This is a genomic window from Paenibacillus doosanensis, assembly GCF_025060755.1.
Classification (GTDB): Bacteria; Bacillota; Bacilli; order Paenibacillales; family NBRC-103111; genus Paenibacillus_S; species Paenibacillus_S doosanensis.
This window is the reverse complement of the sequence record NZ_JANYUY010000017.1, coordinates 63,293-78,330: the sequence shown is the minus strand read 5'-3', so window position 1 is coordinate 78,330 and position 15,038 is coordinate 63,293. Positions and strand designations below refer to the sequence as shown.

Here is a 15,038-nt window from a genome sequence, read left to right as displayed (position 1 = left end):
AAGACTGCCCTTTGGCAATACTATGTAGGAGAGGGTGTTGTGAGCAAGAATAGCCAGTTACGGGATGTATTTGACGCTATTGCAGACCCGACTAGGCGCCGGCTGATTCGTTTGTTAGCAGAAACAGAGGAGATGCCGCTTCATCAGCTAACGGCGCAATTTTCAATGGGCCGTACAGCGGTATCCAAGCATTTGAACGTTCTCAAAGAGGCGGGACTGGTGCTGGAACGAAAAGTCGGCAGAGAAACGCGATTTCGGCTAAACGCCGCCCCGCTTAAAGAAATACAAGATTGGGTAGCTTTCTACGGAAAATTCTGGAGCGCGAATATGCTGCGTTTGAACCAATTATTAGAGGAGGAAGAAACATGAGTTTATCATTAGCCTTGGATTTTCAATTTACGACATCGATTCAGAAGCTTTGGTCCGCCTTAACCGATTCCAGCAAGCTCGCCAAGTGGGTGGTTAATATTCACAGCGGCCAGGCGATGGATAACGATTTTAAGCCTGTCGTAGGGCACCGTTTTCAATTTCGCACTCAGCCGTCCGAATGGTGGGATGGGATTATTGACGGCGAAGTGCTTATTGTGGACGAACCTAACCGACTGTCCTATACTTGGGCCAGCGGAGGAGAGAAGCATACGGTCACCTGGACGCTGCAGGATTTAGGAGACGGAAAGGTAAACCTTCATCTCGATCAAACCGGATTCTCAAACCCGCAAGGTGTCGAAGGCGCCAAGTACGGCTGGACGAAATGGTGCGGCGAGCTTGAAAAGTTGTTGGTACAGTAATCGCACTCGGTACGAAATACCCGAAATGCCGTACCCGAATGAGCATAAACCGGCTGCAGCCTACTTGCGGCCGGTTTATGCTCATTTGGACCACTCTGACAAGCTTTTGTCGTGTAATTAGTATCATACCTTGTCGGAGCTCGCGCTGTCCGGCATTCCATCACGATGCATGGTACAATGAGTGAATAAGCCTAAATTGACATGATCGGAGGATGTTAAACATGAGCGAAGCAAATCAGGAATATATCGTCATCTCAGGTGCGAGAGAAAACAATCTCAAGAACGTATCGCTGCGCATTCCCAAACGGAAGATTACGATCTTCACTGGCGTATCCGGGTCCGGCAAGTCATCGATCGTCTTCGATACGATTGCCGCAGAATCGACGCGATTGCTGAACGAGAACTTCAGCATGTTCGTGCGCAATTTTCTGCCGCGCTATCCGCAGCCGGATGCGGACGCGATCGAGAACCTGAGCATGGCCGTCATTGTGGATCAGAAGCGGCTGGGCGGCGGGTCCCATTCCACGATGGGCACGATTACCGATATTTCTCCCATTCTCCGTCTGCTCTTTTCCCGAGTCGGCCGGCCCTATGTCGGACAAGCGCATATGTTCTCGTTTAACGATCCCCAGGGCATGTGTCCCGAGTGCAGCGGGATCGGCCGCAGCCTGCGCGTCGACATGAGCAAGGCGCTGGATAAGTCCAAGTCGCTGCGCGAAGGGGCCATTATGCTGCCCGGCTATGCGGTAGACGGGTTGGATTGGGCGATGCTCGTGCAGGCCGGGCCCTTCGATCCCGATAAGAAGCTGAGCGATTATCCGGAGGAGGAGCTGGAGCAGCTGCTGCACGGCAAGGCGAAGAAAGTGGGTACTCAGTTTGGCGGCAAGACTGTGAACATTACGGTGGAAGGCTGCATCGAGAAGTTTACCAATAAGTACATCAAGCGGGATTTGAAGACGATGTCCGAACGTACGCAGCAATCTGTTGCGCCGTACATCTCCGAGGGGGTTTGTCCAAGCTGCCGCGGCGCAAGACTCAACCAAGCCGTGCTCGGCTGCAGGATCAACGGACTGAACATTGCGGACATGTCCTCGATGGAGGTCGGGCGGCTCATCCGCGTCATCCGGGAGATTGACGACGCGGTCGCTGCGCCGATCGTGAGGTCGCTGACCGAACGGCTGCAGCATCTGGCGGATATCGGACTGGATTACTTGACGCTGGACCGCGAGACGGATACGTTATCCGGCGGCGAGTCGCAGCGCGTCAAGATGGTGAAGCACTTAAGCGGCAGCCTGGTGGACGTGACTTACATTTTCGATGAGCCCAGCGTCGGCCTGCACCCCCGCGATGTGCACCGGTTAAACGAACTGCTTCAAAAGCTGCGCGACAAGGGCAATACCGTCATTGTCGTCGAGCATGATCCCGATGTGATCAAGGTGGCGGATCATATCGTCGACGTCGGGCCTTACGCCGGCAGCCGCGGCGGCAGTATCGTATACGAAGGAAGCTTCCAAGGCTTGCTTGCGGCGGATACGCTGACAGGCACCCATATGAAGCGGCCGATCAGGCTGAAACGCGATTGCAGACAGCCGTCCGGCAAGCTGTCCGTCAAGGATGCGAATCTGCACAATTTGCAGAACGTAAGTGCAGATATTCCAACCGGAGTGCTGACGGTAGTAACGGGGGTCGCCGGCTCAGGCAAAAGCACGCTGATTAACGAAGTGTTCCTCGGCCGGCATCCGGATGCGATCGTCATCGACCAATCGGCGGTGGGCGTGTCGACACGCTCGAATCCCGCGACCTACACGGGCATTATGGATGACGTGCGCAAGGCGTTTGCTTCCGCGAACAAGGTGAACCAAGGCTTGTTCAGCTTCAATTCCATGGGGGCATGCGAGAACTGCCAAGGGCTCGGCGTCGTATATACAGACCTTGCCTTCCTCGACAGCGTGAAGCTGCCGTGCGAAGTATGCGGAGGCAGACGATTCAAGGAAGAGGTGCTGGCGTACAAGCTGAACGGCAAATCCATTGCGGAAGTGCTGGAGATGACGGTAGAGCAGGCATTGGATTTTTTCCAAATCAAAGAGGTTGTGCGCAAGCTCCGGGCTATGAGCGATGTGGGGCTGAACTATATTACGCTCGGCCAGCCGCTCAGCACGCTTTCGGGCGGGGAATGCCAGCGCATCAAGCTGGCCAGCGAGCTGCATAAAAACGGCAGCATCTACGTGATGGACGAGCCGACGACCGGCCTGCATATGTCCGATATCGGCCATCTTCTGGAAATCATGAACCGCCTTGTGGATGCCGGCAATACGGTGATCGTCATCGAGCATAACCTCGATGTGATCAGCCAAGCGGATTGGATCATCGATATGGGACCGGACGGAGGCAGCAAGGGCGGTCAGGTGGTGTTCGAAGGCACACCTGCGCAGATCATCCATGCGGAGCAGTCGATCACGGGAAGATATTTGAAGTAATTTGGATATACAAAGAACAAGGCCTCTCTTCTCAAGAGGGCCTTGTCTGTGTTACTTCGCATATTGTCGGATGGAAATACGTTCCGCACCTTTATGATCCCGATAGTTAATATATAAGATAAGGGCGATGCCAATGACTGTAATAAGTAAAGAGACGGCGGGAAGAGCTCTCATTCCAAGCGAGCTTTCAATGACCCATCCTCCGGCGAACGCTCCTGCCGCATTGCTTAAATTCAACACGGAGACGTTGACGATGGAAACGAGATTGGGGGCATCTTTTGCTTTATTGATAATGCTGAGCTGCAAGAAGCTGATCATTCCCATCATCGCAGCCCCTAGTAAGAATACATTGAGGAAGGCCGTGACGATATTTTCGGCGGACCAGTACATCGTACCTAGCACAATTGCAAGAAAGATAGCATTTCCCAGCAGCACATTTCCCGATTTCCATTTTGCCAATCGGCTTGTTAACATATTGCCTACCGTAAGGCCGATACCGAAGATTAGAAAAATCCAAGTGATTTGATTCGGAGAAACGTGAATAGACTGCTCCAGCATGGGTGCGATAAAAGTGAAGGTAGCAAAGATCCCGCCAAAGCTGAAAATAGCCATCACCAACGAGAGAATAATACGGGGTCGAACCAAGGCCCCTAATTCCGTACTTAATTTAGGTCGTTCTCCCAGCTCTATCTTGGGAATAAAGAGCAGAAGCGCGAGCACCGCGATAATTCCCAAGCAAGTGAGCACGGCAAAGGTGGCACGCCATCCAAATTGTTGACCGATGAAGGTGCCGAACGGAACCCCTAGCACATTGGCAATCGTAGACCCTCCGAAAATGATCGAGATGGCGGCCGCCTGTTTTTCGGCAGAGACGATTTTGGTTGCGGCGACAGTAGCGAGCCCGATGAATGAACCGTGCGTAAAGGAAGCGACAATGCGCCCGAGCAGTAAAAAGCTGTAATCTGAAGCGATCAAGGAAATCGCGTTCCCGACAACAAAGATTCCCATTAGCAAAAATAACTGGTTTCTCGTAGACATCCGTTTAATGAGAATCCCCATAATAGGAGAACCGACGGCAACCCCCAATGCATAGCCTGAAATTAAATATCCGGCCGAGGGGAGGGAAATATGCAAGTCGTTCGATATGTTCGGTATCAGCCCCATGATCACGAATTCTGCCATACAAATGGCAAAGGTGCTGAGCGCTAAAGCGATGAGAGGAATATGGGTTATCATTTTTTTGTTCATTTTAATCATCCGCCTATCTATTATTGTTATTTGTTTGTACATACAAATATAATATTAAAAAAATTAGTGATTTTTAATACGTTCACTTGCAAGCAGCGCTTGCTTGGTGAGCTCGTCGCCTGCTTCTTTCCCGAAAATCAAGGAGTACCGTTCATACAGCCGATCCCAGCAAAGCTTGATGTCGCCATGTAAGTTTGCGCCTTTTTCAGTGAGAAAGATTTTTGCAAGTTTTCCTTCCGTTCTTCGTTCTACTAGCCGTTTATGAATCAGTTTATCGATTAAGCGAGTACCGGTAGAAGGTGCGATGTTCAAAATTTTACATAAATCAGTCAAGGTTATCCCGGGTTCCTCTTTCACTGCCAGCATCAAAAAGGCGTAAGTAGGGGACAGACCAAGGGACATAAATTCTTCATCGGCTATTTTTCCAGCTTCACGAGCGAGTTGATTCGCCGTAAAGTAAAGGCATCCATTTAATAAATCAGCTATCATTTGTAATCACCCTTTCAAGTTGTTGTTTGTACATACAAACATTAACATGGAATAAATTTCTTGTCAATATCGAAATCGTCAAACCGGTTGAAAAAGGCTACTTCCAAGGATTCCTTGGAGTAGCCAGTTATAATCGGCAAAAGCTCGGTTGAGGGGAAGGCTTGTTTCCGTCTAATTTAAAATACGCGCGCGTTTCCCGGCAGCACTAGCCAGCTTCTACAAACCGGTCCAGATCGGAGCTGTGACCGCGGCTTGGCCGTCGGCTTGAGTTACCTTGATAAAGTAATATTTCTTGGTATTGTTCGTCACGGAAAAGCTGGTCCAGCTCACATTGTTGGAGTTGAAATTGGCGGAACCGGCCAGCTGCCCGCCCTCCGTATATACCTCGATTTTTTTGATCGTGTCGCCTGCGTCGGGATCTGCCGCACTGATCGTAAAATTCAAAGCGGACGGATTGGACAGCGTCGACCCCATCATTTGATTGTTGATTTTGAACATAACCTTCATGTTCGCATCCGTCGTCGCGTACACCCGGTGGCTGCGAATCGCGTCATAGATGTCTTCCCTCGTCAGCTTCTCCGCCAGTATCGCCGTTCTGCGCGTATCGAGCGTCCCCCAGTTCGCCGCGTGATTATCCTGATTGCCGCTCGGCGACACATGCCAGCCCAAATCAAGCGCCGTCGTATAATGACTCAAATCGTCGATGCCCGGGTTCCCGGACCGCGCCGTTTCTATTAAGTCCACGACGTTGTCGACATCCGCATCATAAGGGGTAAAGCCGTTAAAGTCGGCGTCCCACGGATGGTTCCACTGTACGATCGACGCCGGATACTGCTTCGCAGCCGCATAGAAGCGGTTCGCATCGTTATATTCCGTTTCATACGTGTTAATAAAATGCTCCATCGCGAACGTATTCATATGGCCGAACCCGCCCGGCGGGTACCAGGTCGTTTCGCTGCCGGCGATGGCGACGAAGCTGCCGTTCACCGTATTGCGGTCGGCGGACGCTTTCAAATCCCGCCATTCCAAGCTTTGATCCCAGGCGAGGTCGTGATCGTATAGATTGGAATGGTCGGTTACGGCGAGAAAATCGAGATGCGCCGTGTTTCTGGCGTAATTGAACGCCGTATCCGGGACGCTCTTGCCGTCGGAGAACGCGGTATGGCTGTGCAAATTGCCGAAATAGACGTTGTAAGCGACCGGAGCCGGGAGCGGGGCAGGTCTGGGCGCGGGAGACGGCAGCGCCGTCTTGCGCGCAAATTGGAACCAGTTGATCCCGAGCCCTTTGGCCGAATTGTTGCCGATGACCAAGTAGACGTTGTGCACGCCTGTCACGTTGGCCATGTCGCAGGCCAGGGTGCTGTTTCTCGTCCACTGCTTGAAGGCGGGAAGCGTGCCGGCCAGCGTCCCCGTCGGCGAATCGAGCCGCACCTCAAGCCGGACCGTCTCTTGCGGCTGCCCCGCATCGGCGTTCGGCGTATATACGCGGGCAATAAATTGATTCGCCCCTGTGGAGCCGAAATCCACATTGTCGAAGCGCAGATAACGACCGGCGACGGTGGCGCTGGAAGCGTCCGAGTCGCTGCCGATTCCGTATTCATGGGTCGAATCCGGGCTGGGAATAAATGTAATCCCGTTCGCCGCATCGTTATCGGACGATTGAATGATGCTGAAAGCGCTGCGGCTCGCGACGGGTTCAGGGACAGGCACATTTTCCCTATAGCCGTACGCTTTGAAATCGGAAATATGAAACACCGCGTTAGCAGAATTGTAGGTTCCCATCACCCGGATATACCGGCCGGCAGCGTCGACGGCATACGAGTCCCCTTGGTCGACCGCAGCCTTTTCGTCGGTTTTCGCCGCGACTTCCGTCCAGTTGAACTGATCCTTGCTGACATAAATATGGTACTGGTAATACCGGGTTCCGTCGGCGTAATTGCGGATATTCAGCTGCTTGATCCTGTAATTGTCCTGCAAGTCGACCTGCCAGTAATGCTGGTACGGCGAAATGCTGGCGTAGCTGCTGTTGGAGGCGTCGCCGTCGATCGCGTATTGCGGTTCGTGGCCCGACTGGGTGTAAGTGGTGATCGGATCGCCGGGGGAGGAGGGCAGCGCTTCCACCTCGGCCGTTTTGCCGGTTGTGAGCAAGGCCGGTTCCAGCGTGCACGCTTTATAACCGTAAACTTTAACATCGCTGATGTGCGTGCCCCGATTGGCGGAGTCATACGTCACGTTGACCCTAATGTAACGGCCGGTTCCGCTGACCGCATACGTGTCGCCGGCATCGGTCGCCGCGTCGTTATTCGTTTTCGCCGCAACGGTCGTCCAGTTCGTTCCGTCCGCGCTCGTCTGAATGTCATAGCGGTAATACCGGGTCCCGTCGACGTAGTTGCGGATGCGGACCGTCCTGATATCGTAGCTCGCACCGAGATCGAGCTGCCACCACTGCGGATACGGATACGCGGACCAATAGCTGGAGTTGGTCGCATCGGCGTCGTTGCCGTATTCCGGACCGTGACCGGCCTCGAAGCTTTGGGCGGTTGCCGTCTTTCCGGCGCTAATAAGCGGCGGCGTCTCGCTCATGCGGCTTTGCGGCACGATCTGCTTCGCCTGGCTTGCGCTGGACCAGTACAGTTTGACGGAGGCGTTCCCGGTATTGGAATAGTAATCGAGCCGGATGTCGTAATCGGCGCCCGCCGTTAAAGTAATGGACGAAGTCCATTCCGCCGCCGTCTGATCATGCCATTGATCCAGCAGCAATTCTCCGTTGACCCACAGCCTGACGCCGCCGTCGAAGCCTACGTAAAAACGATACTGCTGCGAATACAGTGGGCGAATTTGCCCGGTCCAGCGAACCGAGAACGTATCCGCGCCCATCGATGCGTCGGGAGCCCCTGAACCCCAGTTAAAATTGACGTTCGCATCGGTTCGGGTTATTTTCAAATCGGTAAAATCCATGTTGTCGAAATACTCGCCCTTCAGCCCATTGCCGATCTGACCGTATACCGTTGCGGGGGAAAATGTGAAGATGACAGCGGTTGCAAAAATAATGGCGGCCGCCCATACGACGACCAGCGTCGCGCGTATGTTTCTTGCTATACTCATCGCTTACTGCCTCCTTTGTGCCACTCGCATGGCGGGATATTCCCATCATGCCCCGAAGGCGGCGCTTGTTCAACGATCAAAAATTGATCGGACCCATATCATTTTTGCAAGGCAGGAATTGCGAACCGGAAAGCGAATAGTGTTGTTCGAAAGATCGACGATGAAGCAACCATTCAAAACAACGGGGAGGGTCCATCATGAAGAAGCTCATCTTCCGCGGCCGTTCGGGTTCCATATTCGCGAAGGTGCTGTACTCCTACATACTAATCATTACTTTGCCGCTGATCGTATTCGGTGTGGCGACCTATTATTGGCTGACGAATGCGATCGAGAAGGAAACGCACAAGACCTACAGCGGCATCGCGGAAGATATTCGCACGGAAGTCGACCGGAACTTTCAGACGCTGGACTCGTTTGCGGTTCAGCTGTCTTATATGCCTTGGGCGGTCAAGCTGATGAACATGGAGGGGAGCAGCTTAAGCTACGACCGGCTCGATATCGGGGTGCTGCTCGGCATTTTGCAGGAGCTTCGCATTTTCCAGGCGACGTATCCGTTCGTCGATGAGATCGCGATTGATTTCAACGGCAAGGACACGATCATTTCGACCGTCGGCAAAGACAGCCGTGAGCGGTTCTTCTCCGACCTGATCCGCTACAAGCGGCTGACGGCGGGAGACTGGTCGGATAGGCTGTCGCAGCTGAACAACCGGACGATGCTGCTGCCGGAGGAGGCGAGCGTCCTGAATCAGTCGAAACGCCTCCTTACCTACCTGCATGCGCTGCCTCCCGGAGATTCCGTGTTCCAGGCGACGCTGCTGCTTTTCATTAAGGAGGAGACGATTCAGCAGCTGCTCGGCAAATCGGCCCTGGTCAAGCAGAACGGCAGCGTCTATGTAACCGACCGGCAAGGGCGCTACGTTACCGGCTACGGCGGCAATGCCGCTATCCGGGCGGCGCTGGAGCGGCAGCTGGCCCAAGGTACGAGCGGCTCCGTGCAATCAATGCGCACTGAGGACGGAACCGGTTACGCGCATGTCCAATCTGCGGAGGGGGCGAACGGTTGGACGTATCATCTGGTCGTGCCGGACAATATGCTGACCGCCAAGCTGAAGAGCGTCCGGCTGATGGCGATAGCGCTTATGATGTTTTATTTGCTCATCGGCGTGACCGTCTCTCACTTGCTGGCGCGGCGGGACTACCGTCCGATCGAGCAGATGCTCAGTCTGGTGCGAGCCCGGCTGCGGCCGGCCGAGAACGGCAGCAACGAATATGCGATTTTGCAAAATGCGATCTACGCCATGCTGAATGACGCGGACCGCAGCGAGAGCGAAATATTGCTGTACAAGCCGCTCGCCCGAAACACATGCTTAAGCAAGCTGCTCAAGCATGAATCGGACCACGTGGACTATGCGGAGACGGCCCGCACGATGGAGCTGCTGGATATCTCGTTCCCGCACGAATATTACCGCTGCCTTGTTATGCTGCTGGACGAAGGGCAGTTGAACCCGGAAGCCCTGCTCGAGCAGCTAAAGCCCGAGCTGGATCAGCGGCTCGTCGCGATGTATTGGGTCGAGCTTGACGGGCGAAGCAAGGCGCTCATTCTTAATGCGGACAGCGGCGAAGCCGAGGAAGAAGCGGTTGGGCTATTGCGGGAAGGGCTGCGGGGGGCGTCCGTCGCCTACCGGGCGATCGGCGCCGGGAGGCAGTACCGGAGCCTTGTTGAGCTGCACTTGTCCTACGCCGAGGCGCTTCGCGCGCTGGAGTACCGGTTCATTCAGGAGGACGGCGCTATATTGTATGCGGAGCGATTCTCCGATACCCACGAATGGAAGGGAACGATCGGCGAGGAAGAGGAGCTGAAGCTGGCGATCCGGAACGGCAATGCGGCGAGCGCGGTCGAGATGGCGCATCGGGTCGTTCGGACCGAGCTGCAAGCAAGCCGTCTGCCGCTCGGCGGAATCCGGTTTTTGTGCTATCGGGTAGCTACATGCGCCCTCGCCGCTCTGGAGGAGCTCAATATCGCCCGGACGCCGTCGGTCAGTCCGAACGAGCTGCTGCAGCAGGAGGAGCCGGGTACTATGCTCGATACGATTCGCAGGCTGTACGAGGAAGCCGCCCGGCTCGCCGCGGAGGAGCGGCAAAGCCGCAACGACCATTTGATTCGGGAAATCCGGACGTATTTGGAGCAGCATTATACCGATCAAAATTTGTCGCTTACCTCGGTCGCGGATACGTTCGGAATCTCTCCCTCGTATTTGAGCCGTTACTTCAAAAGCCAGACCGGCACGAACTTCGTCGACTATGTGAATCGCCGCCGCATCGAGGCTTCGAAACGGCTGCTGACCGGCGAGACGACGATCGTGCAGGTCGCGCAAAAAGTCGGCTTCGACAACGACATTACGTTCCGCCGGCTGTTCAAAAAATATATGGGCATTACGCCGAGCCAATATAAGGGGAACCCGTAGGCCAGTTGGGCAAAAAACAAATTTTGTATGGCATAGAGCAAGCATCGTTCGTAGACCGCTATCGCCGCCGCCGACTATACTAAGGCCAGCCGGTGCATAAAACCGGCGAATACGAAAAGGGGGTTCCCATGAACAAAACAAGATCAGCAACAGCAGCGTTTGCCTTTATTATGACATGCGCTATCGCGGCCACCGGCTGTTCGAACGCCGGGACCGAAGGGATGGATGCAACGCCCGTCCCGTCTCCTCGCCCGTCAGAGGATGCCAAAACCGCAGGCTCGCCTTCCAACCCGATGCCTATCGTGAAGGACGGCTCCGTAACGCTGACGGTGGCGATGCCCGACAATCCGTACGCGGCGGCAAGCCTGACCCAGAACTTGCCTGTATGGCAGGAGATCGAGAAGGTGACCGGGGTGAAGATCAAATGGGAGGTCGTGCCGAACAGCCAGTTCACGACGGCGATCCAAACCCGGCTCGCCGCAAGAACGAATTTGCCGGATATCATCTTCACCCGATTCGATTTGGGCAAATACGGAGAAGACGGCTTGCTGCTCCAGCTGGACGATCTGCTGAAGAAGTACGGAGAGAACGCCGCTGCGGTATTCAAGGAGAAGCCTTTGCTGCCTGCGCTGCTTAAGACGCCGGACGGCAATACGTACCGGTTGGCCGGAGCCAGGGACGAGGAGGTGGCCGCAGGTCCATACGGCTGGCTCCTTCGCAAAGATTGGCTCGACAAGCTGGGACTTAAGGAGCCCGAGACGGTCGACGATTGGTACAGCGTTTTGAAAGCGTTTAAGGAGAAAGATCCGAACGGGAACGGCAAAGCCGACGAAATCCCGATGACCAACTACGACGGGACGGCGCAGCTCTACTACTGGGGCAACGCCTGGGGTTTGCATCTGCGGACGAGCGACGGTTTCTACCCGGACAAAAACGGCAAAATTCAATACGAATGGCTGGACCCGCGGGCCAAGGAAATGGTTGTGTTCCTGAACAAGCTTGTAAAAGAAGGCCTGCTCGACATGGAATTCGCAGTGAACAACAAGGACCAGGCCACTTCAAAAATTATTCGCAGCCTGTCCGGCGCCGTTCTGGGATGGCAGGAATCGAATCCGCTGTGGATCAACAAGCTCAAGGAAGCGGGCGAAGCCAATGCGCAGTGGGTTATGACGAAGCCGCCCGCAGGGCCGAACAATTACAAAGGACATATCGAGACGACGTGGCTCGCCAACGGCAACGCGGCCATCACCAAGGACTCCAAATATCCCGATATCGCATTGCGCTGGCTTGACTACGTTATCTACAGCATGGAAAATTCCAAGCGCTCCACGCTGGGCGTTGAAGGAAAGACGTATACGATGAAGGATGGGAAGCCCGTGTTTACGGACTTCGTTCTGCACAACCCGGACGGGCTCGGTCCGGTCGAGGCGGTGCGCTCGATCGGCGCCTGGCAGCTGAACAGTCTTGTAATGAAGAAGGAATATGTGTCGATGCTGAAGCTGACGGATGAGACGCTGGCCGAGCGGGCGAAGCTGGTGGAGCCGTATATCGTGCCCGTCGTGGAATTCGCCGCCCCGACGAATGAGGAATCCAGCCGCTTGAACCGGAAACTGACGGACATTACGACGTACAAGGACGAGATGGTCGCCAAGTTCATTCTCGGCCAAGAGCCGATCGATAAGTGGGACAGCTTCACCAAGAGAATTCGGGACATTGGCATCGACGATGTGCTTGCGGTGCGACAAGCCCAGTACGACCGCCTTATGGCGGGCAAGGCCAAGTGACGAACCAGCATAAACTGCACGGCGGCGCGGATTGCCGCGAGTCGGCGATCGTACACTGCGGCCGGCAGCCGTTTTCGCGCCCGACCGTGCCGAGGAGAGAATCGTTCCATGATTGACGACACCCGATTTCCGTCCCCGCTGGCCAAAGCGGGGACGATACAGCGCGAGTCATACTGGAGACGGCATGCGAAATTATACCGAAGAGACAAATATTTGCTGCTTATGACGGTTCCGGCCGTGCTCTATTTTCTTATCTTTCATTACATGCCGATGTACGGCCTGCTGATGGCGTTCAAAGACTTCTCGCCGTCGAGAGGCATCTGGAACAGCCCGTGGGTCGGGCTGCGCTGGTTCGAGGAGTTTTTCGGCTCCATTCACGCGTTCCGGTTGATTAAAAACGTCCTGCTGCTCAACCTGTACAATCTGATCTGGGGCTTCCCGATACCGATCGCCTTCGCTTTACTGGTTAACGAAGTCAGGAGGCAGGCGTTCAGGCGGTTCGTCCAGTCGGTCAGCTATATGCCGCATTTCATCTCCGTCGTCGTCATTGTCGGGATGACGGTGACGTTCCTGTCTCCGAACAGCGGCATCGTCAACGCAGCCCTGGTGAAGCTCGGCTTGGAGAAAATCAACTTTCTGAGCGAATCCGGCTGGTTCCGCACCATCTATATCGGCACGGACATCTGGGCAAGCTTCGGCTATAACTCCATCCTTTATTTGGCGGCCATCACCGCGATCGATCCCCAGCTGTACGAGGCGGCGAAAATCGACGGCGCGGGACGGTGGAAGCAGATGGTCTACGTCACGCTGCCCGGACTCGCTTCTACGATCGTCATCCTGCTGATCTTGCAGCTGGGGAGAATGATGAGCGTCGGATTCGAAAAAATTATTTTGCTGTACAATCCGGCTACATACGATGTAGCCGACGTCATATCGACTTATGTGTACCGGATCGGGCTCGTGGGAGGCGAATTCAGCTTTGCGGCCGCGATCGACTTGATGAACGCCGTCATCAATTTCATGCTGATCGTCGCGTTTAACCGGCTGGCGAGAAAATGGACGGCGATCTCATTATGGTAAGAAGGAGGACGCCATTGTCTACGACCGGAAGTTCCGCGGACAGGTGGATCGACGCGTTCATTACCGGCATCATGCTTGTCGTGATCGCCGTCTGCCTGTACCCGCTCTTATACGTATTCAGTATGTCGATCAGCGATCCGCTCGCAGCCGCGAAGCTGGAAGTATGGTTGTGGCCGAAAGGCTTTTCATTACAATCCTACAAACTGGTCATGAGCAATCCCGACGTATGGACAGCGTACGGCAATACGATCTTTTACACCGTCGTCGGGACCGCAGTCAATGTCGTCGTGACGCTGCTCATCGCCTACCCGTTGTCGCGCCGCAGCTTCGTCATTCGGAAACCGCTTACGCTGTTCATCGTGTTCACGATGCTTTTCAAGGGAGGCCTGATCCCGACGTTCATTCTGGTGAACCAGCTCGGGCTGTATAACACGCGATGGATATTGATTGTGCTCGGCGCGGTAGGCGTATGGTACGTCATCATTGCCCGCACGTTCTTCGAGTCGATCCCGGAGTCGCTGATCGAGTCGGCGAAGCTGGACGGCGCCAGCGATATGGGGATTTTGTGGCGCATCATCATCCCGCTGGCCATGCCGATCACGGCGGTGCTCATTTTATTTTACGCCGTCGAGCATTGGAACAGTTATTTCAGCGCGCTGATCTACCTTCCCGACAAGGATTTGCAGCCGCTCCAGCTTTATCTGGTGAAGGTGCTCGTCGAGAATACGCAAAGCTTGGCCGATTCGGTTACGATGGGGGAAGAGAAGAGTCTCGCCATCATGCAGGTGAAATATGCGATCATTATCGTATCGACGCTGCCGATTTTGTTCATTTACCCGTTTTTGCAAAAATATTTTATCAAAGGCGTCATGATCGGCGCGATTAAGGGCTAGGCCTGTCAGATGGTATCACAAGAAAACTCACCGGAACGAAGCAAGACGAAATCATAGACAATTGATAGAAGGCAGCTCTCGGGTGAAATGCCCCGGAGCTGTCATTGTTTGATTTAGCAAAAAATTGCCCCCAAAAAAAATCGCATGGATGTCGATTAAACCGTCTCCCGTTCGTCGTCTATATAGCGGCGAAGTTCAGGGAGGGAAGCGGGAAGGCCGCTATGCGCCTCATAGACCTTCATTTTACATTAAAGGAGCGAATAAAAAATGAATCAGGAAGTAACCGATTTTATCGAAGCGTTAAAAGAACCGTGGCATAAGGAGCTTTCCGCCGGTCTGCGTGAAGTGGTCCGTCAAGCGATTCCAAATGTACATGAACGCATCCAATATAAGAAGCCCCATTTTTTGAAAAACGGAAAATACGCCGCAGCCATCTCGACATCGAAAGAAGCGGTAAGTTTTACCATATTTAATTGTTCGGCTTTAGAATTTCCTGAAGGCATGTTCGAAGGTCCTCCGGAAAGAAAAACATTGAAGCTGCGCAAAGGGGATACGTTTGATTCCGAGCAATTGGTGTCACTGGTCGGACAGGCTTCCGGCAGGCTGTAGATAAAAGATTTTGCAAGCGTGTCGGCGCCTGGTACGGAAGGACAATGAAATCGGCGATGTATGGGCGGAAATAGCACAGAGGGGCGGCGAGCCCCTCTTC

The 15,038-nt window shown here is 54.2% G+C and carries 11 protein-coding genes; 8 read left to right on the top strand and 3 right to left on the bottom strand.

Annotated features, from left to right (window positions below; all coding sequences use genetic code 11):
• The first annotated feature begins 39 nt into the window (after window positions 1-39).
• The 3 genes from N0M98_RS14295 (at window position 40) to N0M98_RS14285 (ending at window position 3,265) form a co-directional block, all read left to right on the top strand.
• A complete protein-coding gene (locus tag N0M98_RS14295) occupies window positions 40-369 on the top strand; it encodes an ArsR/SmtB family transcription factor (protein WP_259618298.1) in 330 nt (109 codons plus the stop codon).
• Window positions 366-788: an SRPBCC family protein gene (locus tag N0M98_RS14290; protein ID WP_249863361.1), complete on the top strand. Its 423-nt coding sequence runs from the start codon at window positions 366-368 to the stop codon at window positions 786-788. Before N0M98_RS14295 ends, N0M98_RS14290 begins: the two co-directional genes overlap by 4 nt.
• 221 nt (window positions 789-1,009) lie before the next feature.
• Window positions 1,010-3,265 carry an ATP-binding cassette domain-containing protein gene (locus N0M98_RS14285; protein WP_259618297.1) on the top strand — a complete coding sequence of 752 codons (2,256 nt, stop codon included), beginning with the start codon at window positions 1,010-1,012 and terminating at the stop codon, window positions 3,263-3,265.
• Between the two features lie 51 nt (window positions 3,266-3,316).
• Here N0M98_RS14285 and N0M98_RS14280 read toward each other — a convergent pair whose 3' ends face one another.
• From N0M98_RS14280 to N0M98_RS14270, 3 genes are all read right to left on the bottom strand, one after another.
• Window positions 3,317-4,513 carry an MFS transporter gene (locus N0M98_RS14280; protein WP_249863359.1) on the bottom strand — a complete coding sequence of 399 codons (1,197 nt, stop codon included), beginning with the start codon at window positions 4,511-4,513 and terminating at the stop codon, window positions 3,317-3,319.
• Between the two features lie 63 nt (window positions 4,514-4,576).
• On the bottom strand, window positions 4,577-5,002 hold the full coding sequence (locus N0M98_RS14275) for a MarR family winged helix-turn-helix transcriptional regulator (protein ID WP_249863358.1): 426 nt from the start codon (window positions 5,000-5,002) through the stop codon (window positions 4,577-4,579).
• A 216-nt stretch (window positions 5,003-5,218) separates the two neighbouring features.
• Window positions 5,219-8,107 carry a galactose-binding domain-containing protein gene (locus N0M98_RS14270; RefSeq protein WP_259618296.1) on the bottom strand — a complete coding sequence of 963 codons (2,889 nt, stop codon included), beginning with the start codon at window positions 8,105-8,107 and terminating at the stop codon, window positions 5,219-5,221.
• 197 nt (window positions 8,108-8,304) lie between these two features.
• On the opposite strand from N0M98_RS14270, the gene N0M98_RS14265 reads away from it, so the two are divergent.
• The 5 genes from N0M98_RS14265 to N0M98_RS14245 all read left to right on the top strand — a co-directional run bounded on the left by N0M98_RS14265 (window position 8,305) and on the right by N0M98_RS14245 (window position 14,938).
• Window positions 8,305-10,572, top strand: a complete 2,268-nt coding sequence (locus N0M98_RS14265; protein WP_259618295.1) for a helix-turn-helix domain-containing protein — start codon at window positions 8,305-8,307, stop codon at window positions 10,570-10,572.
• Window positions 10,573-10,700: 128 nt separating this feature from the next.
• Complete coding sequence (locus N0M98_RS14260) at window positions 10,701-12,356, top strand: extracellular solute-binding protein (RefSeq protein ID WP_249863355.1); 1,656 nt, start codon at window positions 10,701-10,703, stop codon at window positions 12,354-12,356.
• 108 nt (window positions 12,357-12,464) lie between these two features.
• Entirely contained in the window at window positions 12,465-13,436 is a 972-nt protein-coding gene (locus tag N0M98_RS14255) for an ABC transporter permease (RefSeq protein WP_249863354.1), read from the top strand.
• Between the two features lie 14 nt (window positions 13,437-13,450).
• Window positions 13,451-14,329 (top strand): carbohydrate ABC transporter permease, encoded by an 879-nt coding sequence (locus N0M98_RS14250; protein ID WP_249863353.1) that lies wholly within the window; start codon window positions 13,451-13,453, stop codon window positions 14,327-14,329.
• 267 nt (window positions 14,330-14,596) lie between these two features.
• Window positions 14,597-14,938, top strand: coding sequence for a DUF1801 domain-containing protein (locus tag N0M98_RS14245; RefSeq protein WP_259618294.1), 342 nt, complete (start codon window positions 14,597-14,599; stop codon window positions 14,936-14,938).
• Window positions 14,939-15,038 lie beyond the last annotated feature (100 nt).